The 25,173-nt window shown below is 46.9% G+C and carries 22 protein-coding genes; 3 read left to right on the top strand and 19 right to left on the bottom strand.

Translation table 11 applies throughout. The annotated features are described in order from the left end of the window. Positions 1-63: 63 nt before the first annotated feature. From ACWPAB_RS00260 to ACWPAB_RS00210, 11 genes are all read right to left on the bottom strand, one after another. The gene (locus ACWPAB_RS00260; RefSeq protein ID WP_003584336.1) at positions 64-1,281 is read right to left on the bottom strand and encodes a GNAT family N-acetyltransferase; all 1,218 of its coding nucleotides are present in this window, start codon (positions 1,279-1,281) and stop codon (positions 64-66) included. Between the two features lie 6 nt (positions 1,282-1,287). Then, complete coding sequence (gene recD2, locus ACWPAB_RS00255) at positions 1,288-3,756, bottom strand: SF1B family DNA helicase RecD2 (RefSeq protein WP_003584334.1); 2,469 nt, start codon at positions 3,754-3,756, stop codon at positions 1,288-1,290. Further along, positions 3,743-4,411: a CDC27 family protein gene (locus tag ACWPAB_RS00250; protein ID WP_003570160.1), complete on the bottom strand. Its 669-nt coding sequence runs from the start codon at positions 4,409-4,411 to the stop codon at positions 3,743-3,745. The genes recD2 and ACWPAB_RS00250 overlap by 14 nt, the downstream gene beginning before the upstream one ends. Positions 4,412-4,448: 37 nt before the next feature. Next, entirely contained in the window at positions 4,449-5,111 is a 663-nt protein-coding gene (locus ACWPAB_RS00245; protein WP_003565202.1) for a histidine phosphatase family protein, read from the bottom strand. Positions 5,112-5,787: 676 nt separating this feature from the next. After that, positions 5,788-6,921 carry a tRNA 2-thiouridine(34) synthase MnmA gene (gene mnmA / locus ACWPAB_RS00240; protein ID WP_003570158.1) on the bottom strand — a complete coding sequence of 378 codons (1,134 nt, stop codon included), beginning with the start codon at positions 6,919-6,921 and terminating at the stop codon, positions 5,788-5,790. A gap of 444 nt (positions 6,922-7,365) precedes the next feature. After that, the gene (locus tag ACWPAB_RS00235; protein WP_016382154.1) at positions 7,366-9,648 is read right to left on the bottom strand and encodes an ATP-binding cassette domain-containing protein; all 2,283 of its coding nucleotides are present in this window, start codon (positions 9,646-9,648) and stop codon (positions 7,366-7,368) included. 217 nt (positions 9,649-9,865) lie between these two features. Next, complete coding sequence (locus ACWPAB_RS00230) at positions 9,866-10,207, bottom strand: DUF1831 domain-containing protein (protein ID WP_003570154.1); 342 nt, start codon at positions 10,205-10,207, stop codon at positions 9,866-9,868. Positions 10,208-10,416: 209 nt separating this feature from the next. After that, entirely contained in the window at positions 10,417-11,580 is a 1,164-nt protein-coding gene (locus ACWPAB_RS00225) for a cysteine desulfurase family protein (protein ID WP_003570152.1), read from the bottom strand. Between the two features lie 15 nt (positions 11,581-11,595). Continuing rightward, positions 11,596-12,306 (bottom strand): 5'-methylthioadenosine/adenosylhomocysteine nucleosidase, encoded by a 711-nt coding sequence (locus ACWPAB_RS00220; RefSeq protein WP_003570151.1) that lies wholly within the window; start codon positions 12,304-12,306, stop codon positions 11,596-11,598. Positions 12,307-12,408: 102 nt separating this feature from the next. Then, the gene (locus ACWPAB_RS00215; protein ID WP_003570149.1) at positions 12,409-12,669 is read right to left on the bottom strand and encodes a small membrane protein; all 261 of its coding nucleotides are present in this window, start codon (positions 12,667-12,669) and stop codon (positions 12,409-12,411) included. 111 nt (positions 12,670-12,780) lie between these two features. Beyond that, positions 12,781-13,317: an NUDIX hydrolase gene (locus ACWPAB_RS00210; RefSeq protein WP_003570147.1), complete on the bottom strand. Its 537-nt coding sequence runs from the start codon at positions 13,315-13,317 to the stop codon at positions 12,781-12,783. 301 nt (positions 13,318-13,618) lie between these two features. On the opposite strand from ACWPAB_RS00210, the gene ACWPAB_RS00205 reads away from it, so the two are divergent. Together ACWPAB_RS00205 and ACWPAB_RS00200 are read left to right on the top strand one after the other, a co-directional pair. Further along, positions 13,619-14,281 (top strand): 5-bromo-4-chloroindolyl phosphate hydrolysis family protein, encoded by a 663-nt coding sequence (locus tag ACWPAB_RS00205; RefSeq protein ID WP_003570145.1) that lies wholly within the window; start codon positions 13,619-13,621, stop codon positions 14,279-14,281. After that, positions 14,278-15,489, top strand: a complete 1,212-nt coding sequence (locus ACWPAB_RS00200) for a toxic anion resistance protein (RefSeq protein WP_003565187.1) — start codon at positions 14,278-14,280, stop codon at positions 15,487-15,489. The genes ACWPAB_RS00205 and ACWPAB_RS00200 overlap by 4 nt, the downstream gene beginning before the upstream one ends. A 95-nt stretch (positions 15,490-15,584) precedes the next feature. Here the strand turns inward: ACWPAB_RS00200 and ACWPAB_RS00195 are convergent, their stop codons facing one another. Further along, complete coding sequence (locus ACWPAB_RS00195) at positions 15,585-17,021, bottom strand: MFS transporter (protein ID WP_003570141.1); 1,437 nt, start codon at positions 17,019-17,021, stop codon at positions 15,585-15,587. Positions 17,022-17,196: 175 nt separating this feature from the next. On the opposite strand from ACWPAB_RS00195, the gene ACWPAB_RS00190 reads away from it, so the two are divergent. Next, entirely contained in the window at positions 17,197-18,102 is a 906-nt protein-coding gene (locus ACWPAB_RS00190) for a phosphate ABC transporter substrate-binding protein PstS family protein (protein ID WP_003565182.1), read from the top strand. Between the two features lie 136 nt (positions 18,103-18,238). Here ACWPAB_RS00190 and ACWPAB_RS00185 read toward each other — a convergent pair whose 3' ends face one another. From ACWPAB_RS00185 to ftsZ, 7 genes are all read right to left on the bottom strand, one after another. Then, positions 18,239-18,460 carry a cold shock domain-containing protein gene (locus ACWPAB_RS00185; protein ID WP_003570139.1) on the bottom strand — a complete coding sequence of 74 codons (222 nt, stop codon included), beginning with the start codon at positions 18,458-18,460 and terminating at the stop codon, positions 18,239-18,241. Positions 18,461-18,472: 12 nt separating this feature from the next. Next, positions 18,473-21,259, bottom strand: a complete 2,787-nt coding sequence (gene ileS / locus ACWPAB_RS00180; protein ID WP_003570137.1) for an isoleucine--tRNA ligase — start codon at positions 21,257-21,259, stop codon at positions 18,473-18,475. Between the two features lie 246 nt (positions 21,260-21,505). Beyond that, entirely contained in the window at positions 21,506-22,291 is a 786-nt protein-coding gene (locus ACWPAB_RS00175; RefSeq protein ID WP_003570134.1) for a DivIVA domain-containing protein, read from the bottom strand. A 57-nt stretch (positions 22,292-22,348) separates the two neighbouring features. Beyond that, positions 22,349-23,128, bottom strand: a complete 780-nt coding sequence (locus ACWPAB_RS00170) for a YlmH family RNA-binding protein (RefSeq protein ID WP_003570132.1) — start codon at positions 23,126-23,128, stop codon at positions 22,349-22,351. A 6-nt stretch (positions 23,129-23,134) separates the two neighbouring features. Continuing rightward, a complete protein-coding gene (locus ACWPAB_RS00165; RefSeq protein ID WP_003565173.1) occupies positions 23,135-23,428 on the bottom strand; it encodes a YggT family protein in 294 nt (97 codons plus the stop codon). An 11-nt stretch (positions 23,429-23,439) separates the two neighbouring features. Beyond that, positions 23,440-23,895 carry a cell division protein SepF gene (locus tag ACWPAB_RS00160; RefSeq protein ID WP_003570130.1) on the bottom strand — a complete coding sequence of 152 codons (456 nt, stop codon included), beginning with the start codon at positions 23,893-23,895 and terminating at the stop codon, positions 23,440-23,442. 17 nt (positions 23,896-23,912) lie between these two features. Further along, the gene (gene ftsZ / locus ACWPAB_RS00155; RefSeq protein ID WP_003570127.1) at positions 23,913-25,172 is read right to left on the bottom strand and encodes a cell division protein FtsZ; all 1,260 of its coding nucleotides are present in this window, start codon (positions 25,170-25,172) and stop codon (positions 23,913-23,915) included. Between the last annotated feature and the right edge of the window lies 1 nt (position 25,173).

Here is a 25,173-nt window from a genome sequence, read left to right as displayed (position 1 = left end):
AGCGCTGTACCGCCAGTTTTCTTCTGGTAGGTGCAGCGCTTTTTCTGTGATTGAACATGACGATCAAAAATAATCTGAAAAATAAGGTTCTTCCATTGGAATGGCATTTTCCAGCAACTTAATCGCATGCTTACTAGCAAAAAGTCGTTCAATCTGGGCCAAATACGATGGCCGCCGATAACTCATCAACATGGTTGTTAGGGTTTGGATATCAGTTTTTATCTCCTCACCCACCGGCCGGTCAGTAATTTGAACTTGACTTTTTTCGTCCCAATAAACCCCAAAGGTCCCATTGTTCCACGGCGCCAAAGGATCAGTTACGACAAAATGAAACGACTCAGGCGTTTCAGCCGCAAACGGATACTGCTTCAGAAAAGCCTTCACATCCACAATCCGGGCCATAAAGTATGGTTTGATCGTCTGATAGATATCACCATCATCTAACAAAAAGTGCAACGGTTCATTTTTGTAAATGTTACCTTTAACGTGCGTCACCATTGAAAAATGAGCACTAATAAAGTTCCATAACCCGACTCGGGCTTCTTGGTTGGTGTAAATCATTTCCTTGACGTGGAAAACCTCGTCGGCAATCCAATATAGAACATAGCCTTGTGGTTCATCGTTGGCGTCATAATAAACACCAGCCGTACGCTCCTCCTCGTTTTCCCAACGCCAGTATTCGTCCCAATTCAACTGGTTGCGGATCATCGCCCCATGATTTTTCATGGCGAAGCGATTATACGTTTCAATCACATCAGGATCATCGATTTCCAGACGCTCAACATGTCCGGGCACATTCACCTGTTTAGGTAATTGTGTGTCTTTCACGTCAAAAGTGAGATGATCGGACATGATTTCCCATCCCTTTTTTCGGTAAAAAGGGATGCTGTAAGGATATAAGTACGAAATCCACTGCTTGTGGTCACGCATATGCTGCAAGCCAAGTCGGACAAGATCGTGCATCAAACCGTGGCCGGCATACTCTGGATACGTGCCAACCCCTGTCAAACCAGCCATTTTGTATAATGTGCCGTGAATATTCACTGTGCAAGGATAAATGGCCAGTGAACTGACAAGCTCATCTTTGTGAAACCAGCCCAAAACATCCGATTTCTCTAAAACTGGACGCTTAGCTCGTTCTAACTCCCCTTCCTCATAACCGGATTGTTCCAAGTCCTTTTGAGTCACTTGAAACACATAAGTTAATAGATCGTTGAACTGCTCGAGATCCTGAGGCGTCACTGGCTTAATCACCAGTGACTTGCGTATGTTGTCCTCCATAGCTAGTTAATTCTCCTTCGTCATAAACATTTGCGGAGTGATACCATCCATCCCAATCATGGGATCGATTCGTTGAGAAGCCACCAAGGCAGGCGTTAATTGGTGCGCTGCCGGTGGTTGTTGTTTAACTTCATTATCCAAGTCAATTGCAGTTGTGTCAATTTGCGGCTCACTGGGACTTGCTGAAATATCCTTGGTTGCTGAAGCATCAGCAACCTGAGGGGCAACGGTTTTGCCAAATACGGTCATGAGCCGATCGACCAGCCCAGTATGTCGATTAACGGCTACTTCACTGACTGCTTCCTGAAAGGCTGCCAGTTCGCCAACCAAAATCAAAAATGATTTAGCCCGCGTAATGGCGGTGTACAACAAGTTACGTCGCAACATCCGGCGACTTTGCAAGGTTAACGGCAAAATCACCATCGGGAACTCACTGCCTTGGGCTTTATGAATCGAAGTGGCATAAGCAAGCGTAATCTTATTAAAATCACTGCGTTTGCAAGTGATTTCATTGCCGTCAAAATCTATCGTTAATTCGTCCGTCTTGCTTTCGGCTTCCTTGCCCAAAGTAATGCCGACAATCTGACCGATTTCACCGTTAAAAACATTTTGGTTGGGATCATTGACCAGTTGCAACACCTTATCACCAATTCGATATTCCGTTTCTCCAAACTGAATTGCTTTCGTTCGGGCACTGCGTTTTGGATTCAAAATGTTTTGCAGTAACGGATTCAAACGATCAATACCAGCGGTTCCGCGGTACATAGGTGCCAACACTTGAATATCCGCGATCGAGAATTGTTTGACTGCGGCTCGTTGCACCACTTGTCCGACAACTTCAGGTACCTGACTAGGCGCACACGCCAAAAAACTGCGATCAACTTGCGGCTTGGTAAAATCATCCGGCAACTTGCCAGCATTAACTGCATGCGCTAGCGGAATAATTGAACTGTCGGCATCCTGACGATGAATATGCGTCAGCGCTGTTTGCGGCAGCACGCCGCTGCGCAATAAATCAGCGAATACTTGTCCGGGACCGACACTTGGTAACTGGTCTTTATCGCCAACCAAGACAATTTTCATTCCGGGATGTAATGCCGTCAAAAGTGTCCGGAACAAGTAAGTGTCAACCATTGACATCTCATCAATAATCAACAGGCCATTTGGTAACTCATTAGGTGCAAATTCTTGCGTGTCAACACCTAAACCGAGCAGGCGATGAATCGTACTGGCTGGCAGTTGGGTGGTTTCACTAATCCGTTTCGCTGCCCGCCCGGTTGGCGCTGCCAGCATGATTGGAAATGGCTCGTCAGTCGTATACTGATCAAGATCCAATGAAAGGTCATGCAACCGTGCATACGTCCGCACGATACCATCTGTTACTGTGGTTTTCCCAGTACCAGGTCCTCCAGTCAACAGAAAAATGGGCGACTGTAACGCCGTGACAATGGCTTTTCTTTGCGTCGCATCATACGCAATACCGGTATCCGCCTCGACCGCCGCTAACGTTTTTTCAATCTCAGCCAATTCAGGTTCAGTAGCCGTTGCGTCTGCCTCTGCCAGTCCTTTTAGTTGCCGACCAATCTGCCATTCAGCATCATATAATCGTTTCGGGAAAATGCGGTCGCCTTCTGCAATCAGGGCATTGTCTTTAGCCAGCGTCACAATTGCCTGTCCTACTGCGTCTGGCGAAACGGCAACGTTTCTCGCGCGTTCCAATAAATCAAGTGTCTGAGTGACCAATGACTTCAGCGTCACATAGGTATCACCTTCGCCATCAGTCAACCGCTGCAGGGTATCCATCACTGCACCGCCAAGACGAAGCTGCGAAGTCGGTGCAATCGCCAATTTTGCCGCAATCTGATCAGCCCGAGTAAAGCCGATACCATCAATATCGTTAATCAATTGATACGGATTGTGCTTAATCACATCTAAGGCGTCATTTTGATATTGTTGGTAAATACGACCTGCCATATTGCTAGTAAAACCGTAATCGTTAAGACCAATAATAACCCGTTCCATGCCTTGGTTCGATTTCAGATTCGTCGCCAACATATCACGCTTGGCAGCTGTCATGCCTAAGCCTGCCAAAACCTTCGGATCATCCAGAATCTTGTCAATAGCATCCATACCCAAATGATCGATAATTTTCGTTGCCGTTTTCGGACCGATCCCCGGGAACTTATCTGAGCTCAAATAATCGACCAGCCCACTTTTATTCGTCGGCTGATCCGCATGGTAATTGTCTGCTTGAAACTGCTGCCCATACTTAGGATGATCCACGACATGCCCAGTGAACGTGTAGGTCGCATCTTCCTTAATATCACCAAACGTTCCTGTCACCACAATATCTGACTCTGTCCAGGTGATAGTCGTCGCAGAGATTTCGATCAGAAGAATTTTAAAAAAATTTGTTGGATTCTGGAAAAAGATACTTTTGACCCGACCGGTGACAGTCTCCTCACGCGTGTCCATCTTGACCCTCCTGCAATCGCAAGAATCGGTTGATATCAGCGACAATGTTAGCTTTTTGATCATACCCTTTTGGATCGAGTGCCTTGGCCTTGTTCAAATAATGACTGCCATCTTTACCAGCGGCGCTCAGTGCTATGCCGTACGTGAACAGAACCTGTGGCTGTTCGGTTGCCAACAATGGTTTCAACACTCGGGCTGCTGCGTCAAACACATCGTTTGCCATCAGCAAATCAGCTGCTAAAAGGGCGGCATCGAGCTGCTTTGGCGCCAAGTCATGCGCCGTTAATGCAAACGCCAATGCCTTCGTTGGCTGGCCAGCTTGTTGGTAGCTTAAAGCCAACATGTAGGTAGCATCATTTTTCAAAGTCTGGTCGGTTCTAACCTTGGCAAACCATGAAACTGCAGCCGCAAAGTCCGCTTGAGCATACGCAAACAAGCCAGCGGTGTATTGCAATTCCAGATCCTCTGGAAAAAGCTGGCGCGCTTTGGCCAGCAATTCACCGGCCTGATCCAGCGCTTTGATACTAATCAGCATTGTTGCCAACATCGCATAGCGTTTCGGATCATCAGGGGCAGCATCAATGGCTTTGACTGCCGCTTGAATCGCCTCCTCATGCTTGCCTTGGTTGAACATGGTTAAAATTTTTGAATCCATTTGACCCTCTTATCTCGTTGTTGACAGCCGTAGCAACTCAAATCGTATCCGTTGCTTTTGGCGGTTCCGGTAAGAAACTGGTTTCATTCCAATCCAGCAAGGTAAACGGCAAGGTCGGTCCATCTGCGTGCAAAATGGTCACACTGCTATTGGTCAAACCTCCGTCTTTGCGAATATCCGCCAGTGGTGTGCCCAACAGACTTTGAATCACCGCAGCGAGTGCGGCCCCGTGGCTGACGTACAGCAAATTAGCCTCACCAGTGCGATCCATGGCCACAGTCGCCACGATCGCCGGAATAGCCCGATTAATCAGTTGTGAAAAAGATTCCCCATGTATTTTTCGTGGATCATAGGCTGCCGGTTCATGACGAAAGGCATGCAGCTCCTGAGGAAAATGCTTACCTACATCAGTAAACGTCATCCCTTCCATTTTACCGAGATTGAACTCCCGCAAAGCTGGCATAATGGTCAACGGAATTGACTCATCCAAATCTTTAATCAAGGTTTGGGCAGTTGTTCGTGCACGCTTTAATGGACTGACATAAGCATGCATAAAAGGAATTCCTTGCAAATAACCGGCCAACGCCTTAATTTGCGCATAACTCTCCGGCAATAACGGCGAGTCCCCATTAGCTCCTTGATAACGTCCTTGATTATTCCATTCTGTTTTGCCATGACGTACAAAATACAACTTCGTCACAAGTCAATCCCCTTTAGTCACGGCCAATGATTCAAAAGTCCCAATCAATGACCGTGCTATCCTTTCGCATCTTAACTCTTTCATTATCGAGATTTTGAAGGAAAATTTCAAGCAGAGCGTGAGCCACCCCGGTTAGAAACCGGAGTGTAAGTGGCCTTGAACGTGATGGCCCGGGTTTGGCCATTGCGGTCAAGGTCCTTACACGCAGGTTTCTGGGGTGGTGATCGCGTTTCAAGCAGAGCGTGAGCAGGCGCGGTTAGAAACCGGAGCATAAGCGGCCTTGAACGTGATGGCCCGGGTTTGGCCATTGCGATCAAGGTTCTTATGTGCAGGTTTCTGCGCCTGCGAACGCGTTTCAGACAAGAGCGTGAGCAAGCGCGGTTAGACGGAGCATAAGCGGCCTTGAACGTGATGGCCCGGGTTTGGCCATTGCGATCAAGGTCCTTATGTGCAGGTTTTTGCGCCTGCGAACGCGTTTTCAGACAAGAGCGTGAGCAAGCGCGGTTAGAAACCGGAGCATAAGCGGCCTTGAACGTGATGGCCCGGGTTTGGCCATTGCGATCAAGGTCCTTATGTGCAGGTTTTTGCGCCTGCGAACGCGTTTCAAGCAGCAATCAGCCGCCGCTATGTAAAAAAGCCGACATAATCGCCGACTTTCTTTTTGCACTCAGTTTAATTAAACGTACTGTAACTCATTCGTGTGTGCGTATGCAGCATCTATGGTTCCGCCACCCAAGCACTCGTCGCCGTCATAAAAGACAACCGCCTGACCCGGTGTGATTGCGCGGACTGGCACGTCAAAGTCAACGGTGGCGGTGCCATCATCATGATAATGAAGCGTCACGCCAGTATCCCGTTGACGATAACGGAACTTGGCCGTCATGTGGGTGCCTTCTGTCGGTGCCTGACCAGTCGTCCAGTTAAGGTTAGAAGCGCTCAAACTGGTGGCCATCAAGGCTGGGTTGTCAAACCCTTGGCCGACATACAAGATGTTCTTGTCTAAATCTTTGCCTACCACAAACCATGGCTCAGAATTATCTGAGTTACCGCCTATGCCGAGGCCTTGGCGTTGACCGATTGTGTAATACATCAAGCCATCGTGGGTACCCATCTCGACACCATCCACCGTCATCATTTTGCCCGGCTGAGCTGGCAGATACGTGCTCAAAAACTGCTTGAAATTGCGCTCGCCGATAAAGCAAATACCAGTCGAGTCCTTCTTCTTTGCCGTTGCCAGTCCCGCTGCCTCGGCGATTTTACGAACCTCGGGTTTCTGCAAATGACCAATTGGGAAAAGCGACTTCTTAAGCTGATCCTGTGAAAGCTGGCTCAAAAAGTACGTTTGATCCTTATTGCCATCAGCGCCGCGAAGCATGTGCACGATCCCGTTTTCGTCTGTCTTAACCTGCGCATAGTGACCCATCGCAATATAATCCGCGTTGAGCTGATCAGCGTAGTCCAAGAAAGCCTTAAATTTGATCTCCTTATTGCACATCACGTCAGGGTTTGGTGTGCGGCCAGCCTTGTACTCATCGAGGAAGTATTGAAAAACCCGATCCCAATATTCCTTCTCAAAGTTAATCGAGTAATATGGGATGCCGATTTCACTAGCAACCTTGGCGACGTCCTCATAGTCCGTTGTTGCTGTACAGACGCCATTTTCGTCTGTGTCGTCCCAGTTCTTCATAAAGACCCCGACGACATCATAACCTTGTTGTTTCAGCAACAGGGCCGTGACACTCGAGTCCACGCCGCCGGACATGCCGACAACAACACGGATGTTGGAATTGTCCAAAACAATCACCATCATTTCATCAGATTCTGGAGATATCCGATTTGAAGGTCGAATTCCAGTAAAAACCATTATAACAGTGAATGATGAGATAGCAACTGCAAGAGCGTGAGCAGGCGCGGTTAGAAACCGGAGCATAAGTGGCCTCAAGCCTAAATGGCTGGTCTTTGGCCATTTGGCTTGAGGTCCTTCTGTGCAGGTTTCTGCGCCTGCGAACGCGTTTCAGTCAAAAATAACAAGCTTGCCAATAGCGATCTAGACATAAACAGCCGCCAGTCCAAATAGCTAAGCTTTGGCTATTTAGGCTGACGGCTGCTTACGCGGAACTGCAAACCAACATTTTCTGGTCTATGCTAATTTAGTTTTTCTCTGATGATCCAAGCAAACAACAAGTCACCAGCTCATTCTTGTTTCAGTGCAACGTGACGCAGAACGGTCAATACAAATAAATCAGGTTTGGCGTCAATGCCTATTATTTTGTTGCCGTTCCGGCGCCTGATTGTATTGTTTCATGGCTTGGCCCGTTCGTGATTGTTTGACAGTCATGCTATTTTCAGGTGTCCCCGTATAGCGGACTTGACCACCATAGATGCCAGCGTCTGGACCCATGTCAATGAGCCAGTCTGCCTGACTAATGACCTCTAAGTTGTGTTCAACGATGATCAACGAGTTGCCATCTGCGACAAGTTCGTCAAATAGCTGGATCAACTTTTTCACATCTTGCAAATGTAGGCCAGCGGTTGGCTCATCAAGCAAGTACAAGGTACCGGTGCGGTTCAATTCGACAGCCAACTTTAAACGCTGCTTTTCGCCACCGGAAAGTGTGGTCAATGGTTGCCCAAGTGTTAGATAGTCGAGGCCAACCCGCGCCATATTTCGCAATGGTGCGGCAATAGCTGGTACATCCGCAAAAAAGTTTTGTGCTTTTGTAATCGGCATGCGCAGCACGTCAGAGATATTTTTATCATGATAAGTGTAGCTCAGCGCCTGATCATTGTAACGTCGTCCATGACATTGTTCACAAGTCTGTACAACCGGATCCATGAACGCCATATTGGTAATGGTCACGCCTTTACCCTTACAACGTGGGCAAGCGCCGCGACCGTTGTAACTAAACCAACTACTAGCCACATGATTCGCGTCAGCAAAGACTTTGCGAATCGGATCGAGGATTGAGAGATATGTGGCAGGCGTTGAGCGGATATTAGCACCGATATCGGCTTGTGCCAAATCAATATATGGTGCGGTTAACTGATCACGTAAAGCATATACCAACGTACTCTTCCCGGAACCAGCGACCCCGGAAATCACAGTTTCAATGCCCAGCGGTACTGCGACACTAACATCTTTTAAATTATGTCGATGAATATGCTGCAATGAAATCGTTGATGTGGCTGGCCGCGGCTGGCGAAAAGTCAATGGCTGTTTCAACAGTTTTCCTGTCAAAGTGTCACTGTCTAAAAGGGCTTGGTAGGTACCTGTAAAGGTGATATGCCCGCCCGTTGTCCCCGCTCCAGGACCCACTTCGACAATGTTATCGCCAATCGCAATCAGTGCCGGATTGTGTTCAACGATTAAAATAGTGTTGCCTTTCTCCTTCAAACGCAAAATGGCACGCTTGATTAATTCAATATCATGCGGATGCAAGCCAACACTGGGCTCATCCAAAATGTAAACCATATCGACTAAGGCACTAGTCAAAAATTTAGCAATTTTAATGCGCTGGGTTTCGCCGCCCGACAATGTCTCAGTCGGTCGATCAAGGGATAGGTAGCCTAACCCAATGTCAATCAAAGAATCGATTTTTCGTAACAGCTCACGGATCACGTCCTGAACAAGTGGTTCTTGAATGCCATTCAGAAAATGGCGAACCTTGACGAGATCCATTTGCAGCACTTGAGCAATATTCGTTTGATTGATGAGACAAGTCAAAACCTCTGGCCGCAAACGTGTTCCATGGCAGGTTGGACATGGCATACGGGTGACAATTTCTGCCAACGCCGTCTTATGATGTTCAGCCTCTTTCTTACCAATAATGGACCGCCTGATTCGCGGCACAACGCCTTCGTACAAAGCTGTTTTAGGCCACTTTGTTGGCGCATGATCTAGTGTTTGCTGCGGGGCATACAATAAGGTGTCCATTTCCTGCTTTGTATAGTCGCCCAATCGTTTGTCATTATCAAATAAACCACTGTAAGCGTAGCGTTTCCACCGCCACGTGTCTGGTCCAAAACTGACAAACGTAATCGCGCCCTGATTCAACGATTTGTTCGGGTCAATTAACTTTTTAACATCAATGTCATCCACATACCCGAGTCCCTGACATGTCTTGCACATTCCCTGTGGCAGGTTAAAAGAAAAAGTGTCCGAATAGCCAATAAACGGCTTGCCAGCTCGTGAAAACAACAACCGCAACAAGGAATAAATACCCGTATAGGTGGCAAGCGTTGACCGCGCATTTTTACCAATACGCTTCTGCTCGACAACAATTGCCACTGGTAAATGGTCGATTTGGCCGACATCCGGCTGACCATATTTAGGTAGATACTGTTGGGTAAAACTCGGAAAAGTCTCATTCAGTTCGCGGCGGGACTCAGCGGCAATGGTATCAAAAACTAAAGAAGACTTGCCTGAACCTGATCGGCCGACGAAAACACTAATCGCATCCTTAGGAATCTTTACGTTGACGTGTTGCAAGTTATTTTGGTTAGCATCGTGGACCTCAATGAAGCCGTGGTCAAACATATTATCCCTCCATTTCTTCTCTTCGTTAATTTCAGCTTATCACTTTAGCGTTTCTGATAATCATAAAAACCAATTTGCTACGGATTGACATTTTTACTGTGAATACGATCGCTTCGTAAGGTTTGATCTAATCAAAAGAAAGCAAAAAAGCTGCTAAGCTGTCAGCCTCCCTGAGGCCAACATCGTGGCAGCTTAATGTTAAAGCGCGGCATACATCCTATTTTGCTTCAATCACACCGCGCTCAATCAAATTATTGATCCAATATTGATATTGCTCGACATTTTCTTTTGTGGCATCGGTTTTGAAAATGTTAATCGCTTTAAGACCATTGCCCGTTGTGACATCGAGCTGGAACTTATCTAAATTCTTTGCCACCGTCATTTTCAGCTTGTTTGCCGTTGTGTACGGTGAATTTGGATCAAGCGAGCGTTGCAGTTGAAAATTGCCGTTCTTAGTTTGAACAAAGCCTAAATCTATCAAGGTAAATCGTTTCAACGCTGACCCGATTTGATAGGTTTTCGGATCGCCTTGTGCGGATCCGGTTGCTGCTAGTGCCATACAAAAACCTCCCCTAAACAGTTTCACCAGCAAAAGGTGGTGAAACTGTTTTTATTTCAGCGCATGCGAGGAACACGCTTAACTGTTTATAAGTTTAGCATATTGGTCGCAACACTGGGGAGGTTGATAAGGATTATTAGGTGGTGAAAGACAATTTTGAGCTTTTTAACCGTTGAAACGCATGGTAACGGGTCACTCGCAAACCAGACTTATCGCGCCGATTGTTTTGCCTGAAGCCGTTGCACGATTGGTAACAGGGCATCAATAAAGGCCTGAATATCTGCTTTGGTTGTCTGCGCGCCAAATGACAAACGAATCGACTCGCCAAGCCGCGGGCTATCAGCGCCAAACATGGCAGTTAAAACGTGTGAAGGCTCAAGTGAACCAGCTGTGCAGGCAGAACCACCAGAAACTGCAATGCCAGCCAAATCAAGGTTGGTTTGCAAAGCGTATGTTGAGATCCCCTTCAACCAGATATTGAAAACGTGATTGACATTATCTGGCCGAATATCACCATTAACTGCATAGGGAATCTCCGCATCATCCAATGCACCCATAATCTGCTGCTTAAAACCAAGATACTTTGACTGTCGCTTAGCCTTCTCATCAGACGTGATCAGACTAACCGCCGTTGCAAACCCGGCAATGCCAGCAATGTTTTCTGTACCAGCACGACGTTTCAACTCCTGCTCGCCACCTTTCAACAAAGACGGGAACTGAACCTTAGGATCGCGGTAAAGAAAACCGATGCCTTTGGGTCCGTTAATTTTGTGCGCCGAAACACTTAACATATCAATGTGTTGCGCTTGAACATCGATGTCTAGTAAGCCAAAAGCCTGGGTTGCATCTGTATGAAACCAAGCTTGATGATCGACTAGTCGCGCACCAATTTCACTGATTGGCATCCGACTGCCAACCTCATTATTGCCCATCATGATGGTCACTAAGATAGTGTCATCGTCCAAAGCCGCGTCAAAATCAGCTAAACTGATTCGGCCATTTTCGTCGACTGGCAGATAGGTCACCCGAAAGCCTTCCTTTTCTAAGGCTTTTAGCGGCTGCAAAACGGAGGGATGTTCAATAGCCGTTGTAATGATGTGCTTCCCCAAACTAGCGCGCGTATGCGCCGTTTGAGTGATCGCCGTATTGTTACTTTCTGTTGCGCCGCTGGTGATCACCATATTCCCGGGCTGCGCATGGATTGCATCAGCCAAAACTTTGCGACTCTTGTCCATGACAGTATGAGCTGTTCGGCCAAACCAATGAGTCGAACTGGCATTACCAAAATCGTGCTCCATTTGGTCCATCATGGTCTGAATCACTTCTGGGGCCATGGGTGTGGTCGCCGCGTTATCAAGATAAACATGTTGCATATTAACAATCAACTCCTAAGACTGAGGTGATGCCTGTAGGTGAGCAAAAAAGCTAAGAAGCATCGCGGCACTTTGTTCGCCCGCCTTGATCACAAATTTGTCAAAATCCACTCCGGACTGCTCGTCAGCGACATCGCTCATTGCCCGGATGACAACAAACGGGGTATGGAACTCTTTGGCCACCTGACCGATAGCCGCCCCTTCCATTTCGCTTGCTAACGCCTGCGGATAGATTTTCAGAATTGCCGCAATCGCATCCTGACCGTTAACAAACTTGTCGCCGGTGACAATGAGGCCAACCTTTGACGTTAAACCGGTTGTGCTGGCTGCCGCCTGAATTTTAGCCACATAGTCTAAACCGGCTTCAAAAATTTGCGGCTGTTGCGGCAACTGCCCTGGTAAGTAACCAAAAGCCGTTGCATCCACATCATGATACGCAACCCCGCTCGAAATAACAACATCACCGATCGCCAGACCTTGACCAATACCACCGGCACTTCCGGTGTTAATCACAACATCCGGTTTAAAAGTTCCCAACAACAAAGCCGCCGTCATGGCCGCTTGAACCTTGCCAATACCAGACTGAACCAAAATCACATCAATCCCGTCAATTTGGCCCTCAAAATAATGTTGACTGGCAATCACCGTTTCATGTTGCTGAGTCTGTTTGGCCAGTAAGGTCCTGATTTCTTCTTCCATGGCACAAATAACGCCGACTTTTATCAAAATATCGCTCCGTTCTTTCTTCTATAATATGAGTGAATCAACTTTCTTCCACTGCGCTTGTGCTACAGTAACCATTTCTGGTAAGTGCCAAGAATAGCTAGCTTACCCAAAATAGAGTACCAGAAAAACAATCACCAACAAGCCAAAGACAATCCCGATGGCCCAATTCAATCTTTTTTTGAGACTGTTGACCTTCCTGAAGGTCACTTCGTCAAAACGGGCATTCCTGATTTCGGGTTTGCCTTTGGATTTGCGAGCATAGTCTTTTTCAACTTCAACTCGTTTGGCCTCGCGGGCGCGCGCCGCGTGTTGTTCTTTTTCCTGTGCCTCACGATATGCTTTGCGCGTGTTAACTTCCGCCATGTTGCCCTCCTTTAACGCGTTTGCCAAGCCAGAAGCCTGTGGATAAGGATCATCATTGCACTCGTCAAAAAATGACCATCACACTTACGACCTCTTATATACCAAGCCGGTTCACGCTCCTATTCCTTGCTGCTGCCAATAAAGTAAAGCCAGCAAGGTTTTGCTATCGCAGATGCGACCGTCATCGACTGCTCGCCAAGCTTCTGGCAGTGTCAACCATTCGCCTTTGACGAACTCATCCGGATCCTGCTGCAATTGATTGGTTGCCAAATGCAGCTCGCTGGCCAGAAACAACGCCATGGTCGCATCAGAAAAACCTAGTGACTGAAAGTAACTCGCCAAAGGTTGCCACTTCATCGCCGTCATGCCGGTTTCTTCATTTAATTCCCGGCGTGCAGCTGTGAGCGGTGCTTCTCCTTGATTGATTTTACCTGCTGGAATCTCTAATGTCATCTGACCGATTGTTGATCGAAACTGGCTGACAAACAGCGCCTTGTCGTCTTTTAAGGCCAAAACACCAGCAGCCGGTTGGGCGCGTACAATTTCTCGCTGTGCGGTTGTGTTGTTTGGCAACTTAACTGTGAGTTCATCCACAGCAATTAATTGCCCAGTAAAAACGCGTTGCTGAGCGATCGGTTCTTCGTCCACTTGATTTTTCCTCCTTAACTGCATTCGTAGGCGCAGAAATCTTCACATAAGGACCCCGGCCATCATGACAAAAAAATGGTCATCACCGCCTAAACCCGGTTAAGTGCTGGTTTCTAACCGCGCGAGTCCATGCTCGCCTCTAACGCTTCAAAATGGCCAAACAATCCTAATTGTCAGCTTACACCAGCCAACCTACAACCGTGCATCCTTAATAAAATAATTACTAATATCCAACTTCCGGCTGATAGTCAAGCCGCGGGGTTGTGCTACACTAAATGCAAACGAAAGAGGAAGTGATCTCGTGGCCACAAGCAAACGTATTCGCATATGGCGAATTATACTCTGGGCCGCCATGGGTGCGGCAATAGGTGCACTGTCCGGACGTTGGGTGATCGCCTTGTCCATTGGTGTGGTCTTTGCCTTCGCCCGCTATATCGGTGAACTAAGCCGGCCTAAGCCAAAATCAACCAGTCTCCCGTCACTTGATCCGAAGATGGCTGAACATTATGCTGCATCCGGTTTAAGTGATGAGGAAATCAAACTTTTTAGAAAAACAATGGCCGATCTTGCCGAACAAATTCGAACTATCGAGGCACTCACAAAAGAAGTACCAAAGTTGCGTGCGCTCACATTAAATACCGATTTGGTTGACCTGCTGCATGCCTATTTTGAGGCACTTGTTCAAGCACCACAACGCTTAACCGATGCCGGCACGTTCGTTTATCAGCAGGTACCTAATTTACTGGATCTGATGCAAAAATATGCCCAGATTACGCATCACGAGGTAAAGACGGCAGATACGTACGAAACCTTAGACAAAGCATTTTCGACCATGACTTCTATGGCAGGCAAAATCAAGTCAGACTATCAAGCCTTCATTAAAGATGATCTTGATGATCTCGATAGCGATGTTCGTCTTGCCAAAAAACACCTTGATCCAGATAAGGCGCATGAAACGGAGTGAATAATGTGAATGATGACAAACAAACCAATCTGACAGATGATTTATTGGCCGATCCTTTCAGCACGTCAGAAGCTTCAATGACCAACAATAATTCGGCTGAGGCTGTTCAAGCAGCGGCCACAGCGAGGCCAAAACTAAGTGCTGAACAAGAAGCAAAAGCACAAGAATTAGCCAGCAAAATCGATGTGACGAAAGGCGAAACTGTTTTGAATTATGGCGCTGATGCCCAAAAACAACTTGGCGTCTTTTCACAAAACATGTTAACTAAAGTTCAAAGTCAGGATACCGGCGCAGTCGGTGATGCCTTGACAAGTCTCATGACGAGATTGAACGAGGCTAACCCAGACGAATTAAAAGCTGAAAATAATAATATTTTCCGCAAATTATTTGGCCGTGTCAAGCGATCAATCTATGAAATCACTGCGAAGTATCAAAAGATCGGTGCTCAAATTGATACGATTGCCAATCGCCTTGAAACATCACAACGCGGGTTACTCAATGATAACAAGCTGTTAGACGAATTATATGATCAAAACAAAGCTTATTTTGATGCTCTGAATATTTATATTGAAGCGGCCAATCTTAAGTTGCGTGAACTCAATGACAAAACCATTCCCGAAGCGGTGAAAGCAGCCGAAGCAGCCAATGACCAAATGGCAATTCAGCAAGTCAATGATCTGAAACAATTCGCGTCACGTTTGGATAAACGTGCTTACGATCTGCAATTGGCTCGACAAATTACCATTCAACAAGCACCCCAGATTCGCCTGATTCAAAACACGAATCAGGCTTTGGCCGAAAAAATTCAAGCCAGCATCAACACAGCGATCCCACTGTGGAAAAATCAAGTGGCCATCGCCCTCACCTTGTTGCGGCAAAAAGATGCTGTCACGGCCCAGCGACAAGTCTCGCAAACCACCAATGACCTGTTAAAGAAGAACAGTGACATGTTGAAGATCAGTTCGATTGAAACTGCGAAGGAAAATGAACGCGGTGTTGTCGATATTGAGACGTTAACGCAAACACAAAACGACTTGATTGACACTTTGAAACAGACCTTGCAGATTCAACAAGACGGTCGGGTTAAACGCCAAAATGCCGAAAAGCAACTGGTTCAAATGGAAGGCGAACTGAAGGAACAACTGCTAAATTATACGCACGGTGATATGAGTCATCAAGGCCCCAAAGACGTCACACCAGACAACTGATCAGTCAGTTGTCTGCTATAAAAACACTTCGCCAATTAAAAAAGCATCCCCGCAATGAAGCTAAAAAGCAGGGATGCTTTTTTTATGTCTTTCACTTAGACAGCTGTCTCATGACGTACCTGCCACATGCGATAGCCGGTTAAAATCACCGCTAGTATGCACAACCCCGTTGCAACCCAAAAAGAAACATGCATACCAGAAATGAAAATGTCCGGTTGCCCAGTCAGATAAGTGGTTACTTTTTTCCCAGCAGTATGACTCATGGAAGAAAACAGCACTGTGGTGGCCGTTGAGATGCCGACGACCATTCCTAAATTACGCGCCAACGCATTCATACCGCCAGCAATTCCTAAATCACGGGTCGGCACACTCGACATCACCACAGTATTATTTGGTGCTTGAAACAGCCCATTGCCAAATCCAACTAAGCCGATCATCAACGCAACAAACATAAACGATGTCTGCAAATTGAAGAAAGCATACCCAATCTGACTGGCAACAATGATCAATAACCCTACCATTGTGATGCGATAAGGACCGATGCGATCAGCAATGCTACCCGCCACCGGAGCCACAATCACTTGCACAATCGGAAAAATCATCAATAAGTAACCAGCTTTTTCTGGTGATAATCCCCGCGCATTCTGAAGATAAAACGGCGAAATGACGTTGAAGAAAAAGTTCGTGACGAAAATAAAAAACGCAGACAACAAACTCAGGGTAAACGCACTGTTTTGAAAAATCTTGAAGCTGACCAATGGATCGGTTTTATGATTTTCAATATGAACAAAGGCAGCGAACGCCACGATAGCTAATGCAAACAGCCCAAGAATGAGGGGATCGGTAAAGCCGCGTTCCTGTCCCAAAAATATCCCCATAAAAAGGGACAAGATCAAGACTAGAAACGTCACAAAACCAGCCCAATCAATCGGCACGCGCCTGCTGGGTAGATCTTTTGGCAAAACAATCGTTCCGAGGATCAAAGCGACAATCCCAATCGGAATATTGATCCAAAAAATATACCCCCAAGGCAACTGGCCTAAAATCAAACCACCAATCCCAGGACCAGCAATTGCACCAATCGACACAAAGGAACCGATCAGACCCAAGGCGCGACCGCGCTCATTCATTGGAAAAATCTCCGTTACGATCCCATTATTGTTCGCCATGGTCATAGATGCACCAGTAGCTTGAACAATTCGCGCAGCAAGCAACAAGGCAAGACTATTGTTGAAACCGGCAAAAAGCGAACCAATTAAGAATAGCACCATCCCAACTCGAAAAACTTTGATTTTGCCAATTGAATCACCTAGCCGGCCAAAAAACAGCAACAAACCACAGATCATCATCAGATAAATCGAAACCACCCACTCCGCTTGATTCATTGGAATATGTAAATCGCGACTCATCACTGGTAAAGCAATGTTGACAATTGACCCATCTAGCGTCGACATAATTGTAAACATTCCGATGGCAGTTAGGATCCACCACCGATTTTTCTGAACATTTTTGTCCTCAATGTAATTTTTCACGTGTTCCGCTCCTTTAATAAAGCCTATCTGCGTCATTATACGCCGAGTGTTGTCGGCATTTCAAAGGAACCGTTACAGCCTTTACAAAAGTAAAACGTATTCTTTACAGCAACGTGGCGAAGTCTTTACACAGCAACCTTATGCTTAGGTTATTCAAGTATTGGAGGGAAAAGTAATGAAGCATTCGAAATTGTTCGTCGGTTTGACCGTGGCCTTAGCCGCCACCTTAGTATTGGCAGGCTGCGGGTCCAAATCCGCCAGCAGTTCAAGCAAATCCAGCTCTGCCCCAATCAAGCAGAGCAAGATTTTGGCAGTTGGTTCAACAGCTTTACAGCCTTTGGTTGAACAGGCAGCTAAGCAATATCAAACAGACAATCCTAAGGCAGAAATCACCGTGCAAGGTGGTGGTTCAGGCGCCGGTTTGAGTCAAGTTGCAGCCGGTTCAGTTACAATCGGTAATTCAGACATTTTTGCCCAAGAAAAATCTGATTTGAAAGCTGATGATCTGGTTGACCATCAGGTAGCCGTTGTTGCGATTGCGCCAGTTGTCAACAAGGACGCCGGCGTCAAAAACATCTCCACGCAGCAATTAGTTGATATTTTCCAAGGCAAGATCACTAACTGGAAAGAAGTTGGTGGTAAAGATCAGGCCATCGTATTGATTAACCGCGCACAAGGTTCCGGGACACGAGCAACGTTCGAACAGTTCGGGATCAAGACAAATAAAGTTAAAACCAGTCAGGAACAAGATTCTAGCGGTACTGTTTATCAGATGGTTTCAACAACACCGGGTGCCATCAGCTATCTCGCCTTCTCAGCAATTAAAGACGGTGTTCAAAAGCTTGCCCTTAATCATGTCCAACCAACGGACAAGAATGTGACCACCAACACTTGGAAGATTTGGGCCTATGAACATATGTACACCAAAGGCAAACCAAACGCCTCCACAGCAGCTTTCATCAATTATATTCAGTCAAAGAATGTCCAAAAGACATTGGTACCAAAGCTCGGTTACATCCCCGTTACTCAGATGACCGTTGCCCGTACGCATGACGGTAAGATCGAAGAAATCAACAAGTAATTTAAGTCTAAAAACTTGCACCACAAAAACTGAATGCTGTATACAAAAACACCGCGATTTGATCTCGCGGTGTTTTTTACTGTCTAGGATTTACGTAAGCGCCCTATCGCCAGCCGACAACGGGGCGTCAAAAAGTCTATTGCGGAGCACCATCCTCAGACCGATGAACCGTCACATTCGCTGCTTGTGGACCCCGAGGCCCTTCAACAATAACGAAATCAACCGTTTCACCGGGCGTCAGACTTTTAAATCCCGGTTCATTAATCGCCGAAAAGTGAACGAATATATCCGGTTGCCCCTCAGCTTCAATAAAGCCATAGCCTTTGTCAACGTTAAAGTTTTTAACGCGTCCTTGCATGTCTTCACCCGCCTACTTATCAAACCCGTTAGTGACAGCATCTGGGAAATTAGCCTCAACGATAGCTGCACATCGGCTGCACAATTGCGGCAACTTTGGATCTGTACCAATATCTGTACGCACCATTCGGCAGCGTGGGCAAACTTCGCCGTCAGCATGTTTTACAACAACAGCCATGTCATCAAACTGTTCGGCATCGGCCGGTGCCTTTGTAGTTGCAGGCGCAATTTCGAAGTGACTTGTGATCAAAAGCTGCATCACATTGGCATCGACGTCATCCAGCATATCGCGAACAGGTTCAGAAGGATAAACTGTGACTGCAGCTTCAAGCGACTTCCCGATAACTTTGTTGTCACGAGCAAGTTCCAAAGCCTTTTGCACTTCAGAACGGAAGTCCATAAAGCCTGACCAGATATCTAACAATTGGCTTTCATCATCAAACTGTTCTGCTTCTGGCATATCAGCCAAAGCAGCATAGGCTTCTGGCTGCTTGAGATATGGCCAAACTTCTTCTGCTGTATGCGGCAGAATCGGCGTGATCAACTTAGTGAGGGCCAATAAGGCGGCAAACATCACGGTTTGCATACCACGCCGCTTAGGATCATCTTTCGCCTCGATGTACACAACATCTTTAGCGACGTCCAAATAGAAAGCACTCAGATCATTGACAAGGAAACTGCTGATAGTCTTTTCGACGGTCGCAAAATCATACGCATCATAAGCTGTTTTGACTTGCTTGATGATTTGGTTTAAGCGAACCATCATGTAACGATCAACTGATCCAAGTTCATTATAAGCAACCGTATCTTTTTCAGGATCGAAGTCGCCTGTGTTAGCCACCATAAACCGCATCGTATTTCGAATCTTTCGATAAGCTTCAGAAGTTTGGGCAAAGTTGTCTACAGAAACTCGCACATCAGAGGAAGAGTCAACCGTTGCGACCCACAGCCGGATGATTTCAGCCCCAAACTGCTTTTCAATCGTGGCCGGGACAATCGTGTTACCTAGGCTCTTACTCATCTTGCGTCCTTTGCCGTCCAAGGTGAAACCTTGCGACAAAATACCGCGATAAGGTGCGACACCAGTGGCAGCAACGCTTGTGATCAGACTGGAATTAAACCAGCCGCGATACTGATCAGACCCTTCCAAATACAAATCAGCTGGGAAACTGAGCTCTGGACGAGCCGCCAAAACAGCCTGATGAGAGGAACCGGAATCGAACCACACATCCATGATGTCTTTTTCTTTGGTGAATTGACCATTCGGGCTATGCGGATTCGTATAGCCTTCTGGCAACAAGTCTTTCGCCTCTCGCTCAAACCACACATTTGAGCCATATTTTCCGAACAAATCAGCAACATGATTGATTGTCTCTTCTTCAATAATCGGTTCGCCATCTTCAGCATAGAAGATCGGCAACGGCACGCCCCATGCGCGCTGACGGGAAATAACCCAATCGCCGCGATCACGAATCATATTGTACAGCCGTGTCTTGCCCCAGCTCGGCTTAAAGTCAACCGTATCAATAGCCTTTAGAATCTGATCACGGAAAGCATCAATTGACGCAAACCATTGTGTCGTTGCCCGGAAAATAACCGGCTTCTTTGTCCGCCAGTCATGCGGATAGCTATGGGTGAAGAAATCAAGCTTCAGCAGGGCGCCTTTATCAGCCAGTGCTTGGGTGATCTGCTTGTTGGCATCATCATAAAAGACACCTTCAAAACCGGGCGCATATTCATTCATGTAACCTTTGGCATCAACCACTGAGACGACAGGCAAGCCGTATTTAACCCCGACTTTGTAGTCATCTTCCCCATGACCAGGCGCTGTATGGACAAGTCCAGTCCCAGCATCCAACGTGACATGATCAGCATTCATGACAAGACTCGTGCGATCATATAAAGGATGCTGAGCAGTCATTTTATCCATATCCGTGCCCTTAAAGGTTTTCAGGATCTTCGGATTTTCCCAGCCAATTTCTTCAGCGACGCGATCAAGTAATTCGGCAGCAACCACGTACTTTTTGTCGCCAACTTGAACCTGAACGTAATCGAACCGCGGATTAACCGTAATCCCATAGTTAGCCGGAATGGTCCAAGGTGTGGTGGTCCAGATGACCAGATAGGTATCAGTGTCAAGTAAGCCCTTGCCATCCACCACTTTAAAGGCGACGTAAATGGATGGTGATTTATCATCGTGATATTCAATCTCGGCTTCCGCCAGAGTCGATTCAGATGACCATGACCAGTAAACCGGCTTCAAGCCATGATAGATGTAGCCCTTTTTCGCCATGGCACCAAAAACCCGAATTTCACTGGCTTCATAATGATGCTGCAGCGTAATGTAAGGATGTTCCCAGTCACCCATCACGCCTAGGCGTTTGAAGTCAGTGCGCTGTTTGTCGATTTCCTGCATGGCAAACTGCCGACAAAGTTCACGATAATCGGTCATCGACATTTCCTTGCGCTTCACACCTTGTTTCGCTAGTTGCTGTTCAATCGGCAACCCGTGAGTATCCCAACCAGGAACGTAAGGCGCCCGGAAGCCATTCATGGATTTGTAGCGAACAATAATATCTTTACTGATCTTATTCAAGGCGTGACCCATATGAATATTGCCATTCGCAAATGGCGGGCCATCATGTAGCATAAACGTTGGCTTGCCTTCATTTAATTTTTGGCGTTGCTCATAGACGTGGTCCTCATCCCACTTTTTCTGCCAAATCGGTTCATTCTTCGGTAAACCAGCGCGCATTGGGAAACTGGTTTTACCCATGTTCAAGGTATCTTTAATTTTCACGTGACCCGCTCCTTTATTAATTGAAATCAAAAAAGCCCGCCCTAATATTAGGACGAGCAAACGTGGTACCACCTAACTTCAGGGAACAAGTCCCCCTCAGTGATTGACTAACGGTGATCAACCGGTCCCGCTTACCAACTTCGGCAGGACAACTGTGAACTGATATCGTTCAGCGGTACTTGTCAGGCTCACACCTACTTCCTGACTCGCTGCAAAGGGAACCACCAAACGACGCGTGTTCATACGTTATTGAGCATCATGATCGGTTGCAGACTCAGAATCATTGGTACTGTCATTGGTCGATTCTGACTCAGCCGCCGCCGAACTAGCCGGTGTATCTGCTGCTGCTTGCGAGGCTGGTGCGCCACTTTGATCATCTGGGAAAATGATCTCAGTATAGGTACCATCAGCGCCGGAAACTGCTCCCTCTGAGTTTACGAAACCCTCGTGGGCATTGTCAAGCGAATCTTGACTCGGATCGGTCGTATCGGCAGCTTCAGGTGAACTGGAAAGCAATTCCTTCCACTCTGGACTCTTCACAACTTCAAGCTGTGACTCCAACATCACTTGCAGACGTTGGCGGAAGACCCGGCTTTGTCGCTTGAGGTCTTCAGTTTGGACAGAAATATTCTGACGTTTCAATGCGGCATCATGCAAGGTTTGTTCCGTTTGAGCTTGAGCTTGATGCAACTTCTGGTCAGCATCTGCTTTGGCCTTGCTCAAAATAGCCTGACCATCCTGCTGCGCCTGCTGCTTAATCAAATCAGCTTCCTGATGCGCGCTATTTTTAACCTTTTCAGCACTTTCCTGAGCGACGATAATCGATTGATTCAAGGCTTCCTTCATATCCGTGAAGTACTGAACCTTTTCCTTGGCATCTGCCAATTCTTTTTTCAGGCCCTCGTTGTCCTTGATCAAGCTACTATAATCTTTAACGATCTGGGCAAGGAAGTCATTGACCTCGTCCTTATCATAGCCGCGCATTTTGCTGCTAAATTCTTTATTGTGAATGTCTAGTGGACTCAAAGCCATTGATAGTCCTCCTCATCAATTCGTTTTCTGGGACAATTGTTGCACTCGGCGGTGTGACTACTTATGAATCACGGCCGCTGAGACCCTTAGTTTACCTTTTTTACTCTCTCCAAGAATCTCATCAAGCCGCAAGCGGCCAAACCCTCGAACAGAGATAATATCTGATGTTGCAATTTCAGCATCCGGTGCATCCGATTCACCAAAGTTAAGACGCACCTTACCGCCTTGAATTAAGGTTTTGGCACGTTGACGCGAGATGTTAAAGCCGTGGGCCACAACTGTATCCAAGCGTAAAGCACTGACTGAAAAATTGAGCGGCTCCCAGTCATTTTCCGGTGTCACATAATCCGCCAGCGGATGTTCAGTGAAATGAACACCTACGCGCCCGATTTTATCAACATTGCTTGTGACCCAATCCTGCATGTGTGCGGCCACAAAGAACTGCCAAATGTCACCATCCGTGATAATGTCACCGAAAACATCACGATCAAGGCCTGCGTTCAATAGGGTGCCTTGCACTGTACTATGGTGCAGTTCGGCGAATTTCTCCGGATAAATGATCTGTAACAACCGAATATCAAAATCAGCCGCCGTTGCTGAGAAATAGCTCGGTGCAAAGATGATTCGTTGCCGCTCAGCGTGGGGATACCCGCCAAAATGTACGAGCTTAATATCGTCATCGGCGCTTACTAAACTGGTCGCAATCAACCGTTGACGTGGATCTGTAAAGTCTGTCAGCACTGGCCGGTACTCCGTTCGTGCGGTTTCAATTAGTTCCGCAAAATGGTCGATCAGTGCCGCTTCATCTTTTCGAAAATGCTGATAGATGGCATCCATAAGTTGTCACCCGATTACAAGCTTCTGGACTAACATGATAAATAATTTCGTCCAAGCCATTTTAATAAGTGAAAGTACAAAGAATGCTAGGATTGGTGAAAAATCAATCCCAGCCAATGGTGGGATGAATCGCTGAAAGATGCTCAGAAACGGATCAACAAATCTGCTTAAAAAGCGATCCAGTGCTGAGCCTTGAGCATTGGGAAACCAAGATATCAAAATGTAAATGAAGACCATGATGATATAAAGGTAAATTGCCCAACTGCCCACCTGATAGATTGCATTGAGTAAATTGAACACTTGACACCTCGTTAATGTGGCGAAGAAAGGTTCAAACCGTCAGAGTCAATGGTGCTGGCGAGTGACCCATCAATTTCAAAGTTAGCAGGGGTCACGAGGAAAATCGACTCGCCCACCCGTTTAATCTCACCATTAATGGCGAACACAGTGCCTGTCAAAAAATCGACAATGCGCGTCGCATCATCGGAGCCGATGCGATCAAAGTTAATGACAACCGCCCGATTGTTCAATAAATGCGACCCGATTTCTTTGGCATCAGAGTACACTCGCGGTTCATAAACCACGATCTTCGCTGTCTTACCAGCGGGCGTTGCCATTGAAACCACCTTGTTGCTGCGATAATGATTGTCCACCGGTTGTTCTGGTGCGGGTTGTTGCGCCTGTTCGTCTTCTTGGTCTTGATAATCATCTTCATTGTCCATGGCAAAGAAGTTGCTAAATTTTTCGCCTAACTTTTCAAACGCCATGTATCATGACCTCCTGACTATTGACGCCGACGCTTGAAGAATGGTGGCTGATCATCGCCGCCAGCATCGTCTGCGTTAGTTTGATTTTCAAAAATGTCGAAATCTTTTTTCTTAGCGTTGCTTATATCATCGCCGCTTGGTGCCTGACGCTTGCTTGGTTCACGCCGCAAGTCCCAGTTGCCAAAAGGATCATCGCTTTTTGCCTGCCGATTCTCGTTGGCGTCACTATCAGCATAGGCTGGGCGATAACCGCCGCCTTGATTATCTTGATCCGTTGTGCGGTTCTTAGCAACGTTGCGACGTGAAGGTTCCTGACGGGGATCTTCTTCGATCCCTGTCGCAATCACCGTCACGACGACTTCATCGCCAAGTTCCTCGTTGATGGATGTCCCGAAGATGATATTAACATCATCTTTAGCCGAGTCGGCCACAATCTGGGAAGCATCTTGAGCTTCGAACAAGCTCAAATCTGGGCCGCCAGTGATGTTTAACAGTACCTGTTTGGCACCGCTAATATTTACTTCAAGCAGTGGACTTGAGATGGCTTTCTTAGTCGCTTCAACGGTACGGTTTTCACCCGTAGCACTCCCAATCCCCATCAAAGCAGATCCTTGGTTAGCCATGACTGTTTTCACATCGGCAAAGTCCAAGTTAACGTAACCAGGGCTGGTGATCAGATCGGAAATACCTTGAACACCTTGGCGTAACACATTATCAGCAGCATGGAACGCTTCAAGCATCGGCGTCTTCTTGTCGACAATTTCAAGTAGACGGTTGTTGGCAATAATCACCAAGGTATCCACATGCTCTTTCAGTTGTGCAATGCCCTCTGTCGCATTCTTTGCGCGCTTAGGGCCTTCAAAAGTAAAGGGACGGGTAACCACGCCGACAGTCAAGGCACCTTGGTCTTTGGCAATTTTGGCAACAATCGGCGCTGCTCCTGTGCCAGAACCACCGCCCATACCAGCGGTAACAAAAATCATATCTGCACCTTGCAGCGCAGCACCGATGGCTTCTTCGCTTTCTTCAGCAGCCTTTTGCCCGATCTCCGGATTGGAACCGGCACCTAGGCCGCGGGTCAATTTAGGCCCGAGTTGGATCTTGGTTTCAGCGTTGCTGGCATTCAAAGCCTGCAAATCAGTGTTCGCCGCAATGAACTCAACACCTTTAACATCTTCGGCGATCATGCGATTAATCGCATTGCCGCCTGCACCGCCGACACCGATTACTTTAATGTTGGCGCCTTTTTCATTTTGTGCGTCCATTTGAAAATCCATT

The organism is Lacticaseibacillus sp. 30 (assembly GCF_053819265.1).
The sequence above is the reverse complement of the archived record's forward strand: the minus strand, read 5'-3'. Positions and strand labels throughout refer to the sequence as shown.

Excerpts from the sequence above, each read along its gene's own strand:
- ACWPAB_RS00260 (WP_003584336.1), bottom strand. The coding sequence starts at position 1,281 with ATGGAGGACAACATACGCAAGTCACTGGTGATTAAGCCAGTGACGCCT.
- recD2 (WP_003584334.1), bottom strand. The coding sequence starts at position 3,756 with ATGGACACGCGTGAGGAGACTGTCACCGGTCGGGTCAAAAGTATCTTT.
- ACWPAB_RS00250 (WP_003570160.1), bottom strand. The coding sequence starts at position 4,411 with ATGGATTCAAAAATTTTAACCATGTTCAACCAAGGCAAGCATGAGGAG.
- mnmA (WP_003570158.1), bottom strand. The coding sequence starts at position 6,921 with ATGATGGTGATTGTTTTGGACAATTCCAACATCCGTGTTGTTGTCGGC.
- ACWPAB_RS00235 (WP_016382154.1), bottom strand. The coding sequence starts at position 9,648 with ATGTTTGACCACGGCTTCATTGAGGTCCACGATGCTAACCAAAATAAC.
- ACWPAB_RS00230 (WP_003570154.1), bottom strand. The coding sequence starts at position 10,207 with ATGGCACTAGCAGCAACCGGATCCGCACAAGGCGATCCGAAAACCTAT.
- ACWPAB_RS00225 (WP_003570152.1), bottom strand. The coding sequence starts at position 11,580 with ATGCAACATGTTTATCTTGATAACGCGGCGACCACACCCATGGCCCCA.
- ACWPAB_RS00215 (WP_003570149.1), bottom strand. The coding sequence starts at position 12,669 with ATGGCGGAAGTTAACACGCGCAAAGCATATCGTGAGGCACAGGAAAAA.
- ACWPAB_RS00190 (WP_003565182.1), top strand. The coding sequence starts at position 17,197 with ATGAAGCATTCGAAATTGTTCGTCGGTTTGACCGTGGCCTTAGCCGCC.
- ACWPAB_RS00185 (WP_003570139.1), bottom strand. The coding sequence starts at position 18,460 with ATGCAAGGACGCGTTAAAAACTTTAACGTTGACAAAGGCTATGGCTTT.
- ACWPAB_RS00175 (WP_003570134.1), bottom strand. The coding sequence starts at position 22,291 with ATGGCTTTGAGTCCACTAGACATTCACAATAAAGAATTTAGCAGCAAA.
- ACWPAB_RS00170 (WP_003570132.1), bottom strand. The coding sequence starts at position 23,128 with ATGGATGCCATCTATCAGCATTTTCGAAAAGATGAAGCGGCACTGATC.
- ACWPAB_RS00160 (WP_003570130.1), bottom strand. The coding sequence starts at position 23,895 with ATGGCGTTTGAAAAGTTAGGCGAAAAATTTAGCAACTTCTTTGCCATG.
- ftsZ (WP_003570127.1), bottom strand. The coding sequence starts at position 25,172 with ATGGATTTTCAAATGGACGCACAAAATGAAAAAGGCGCCAACATTAAA.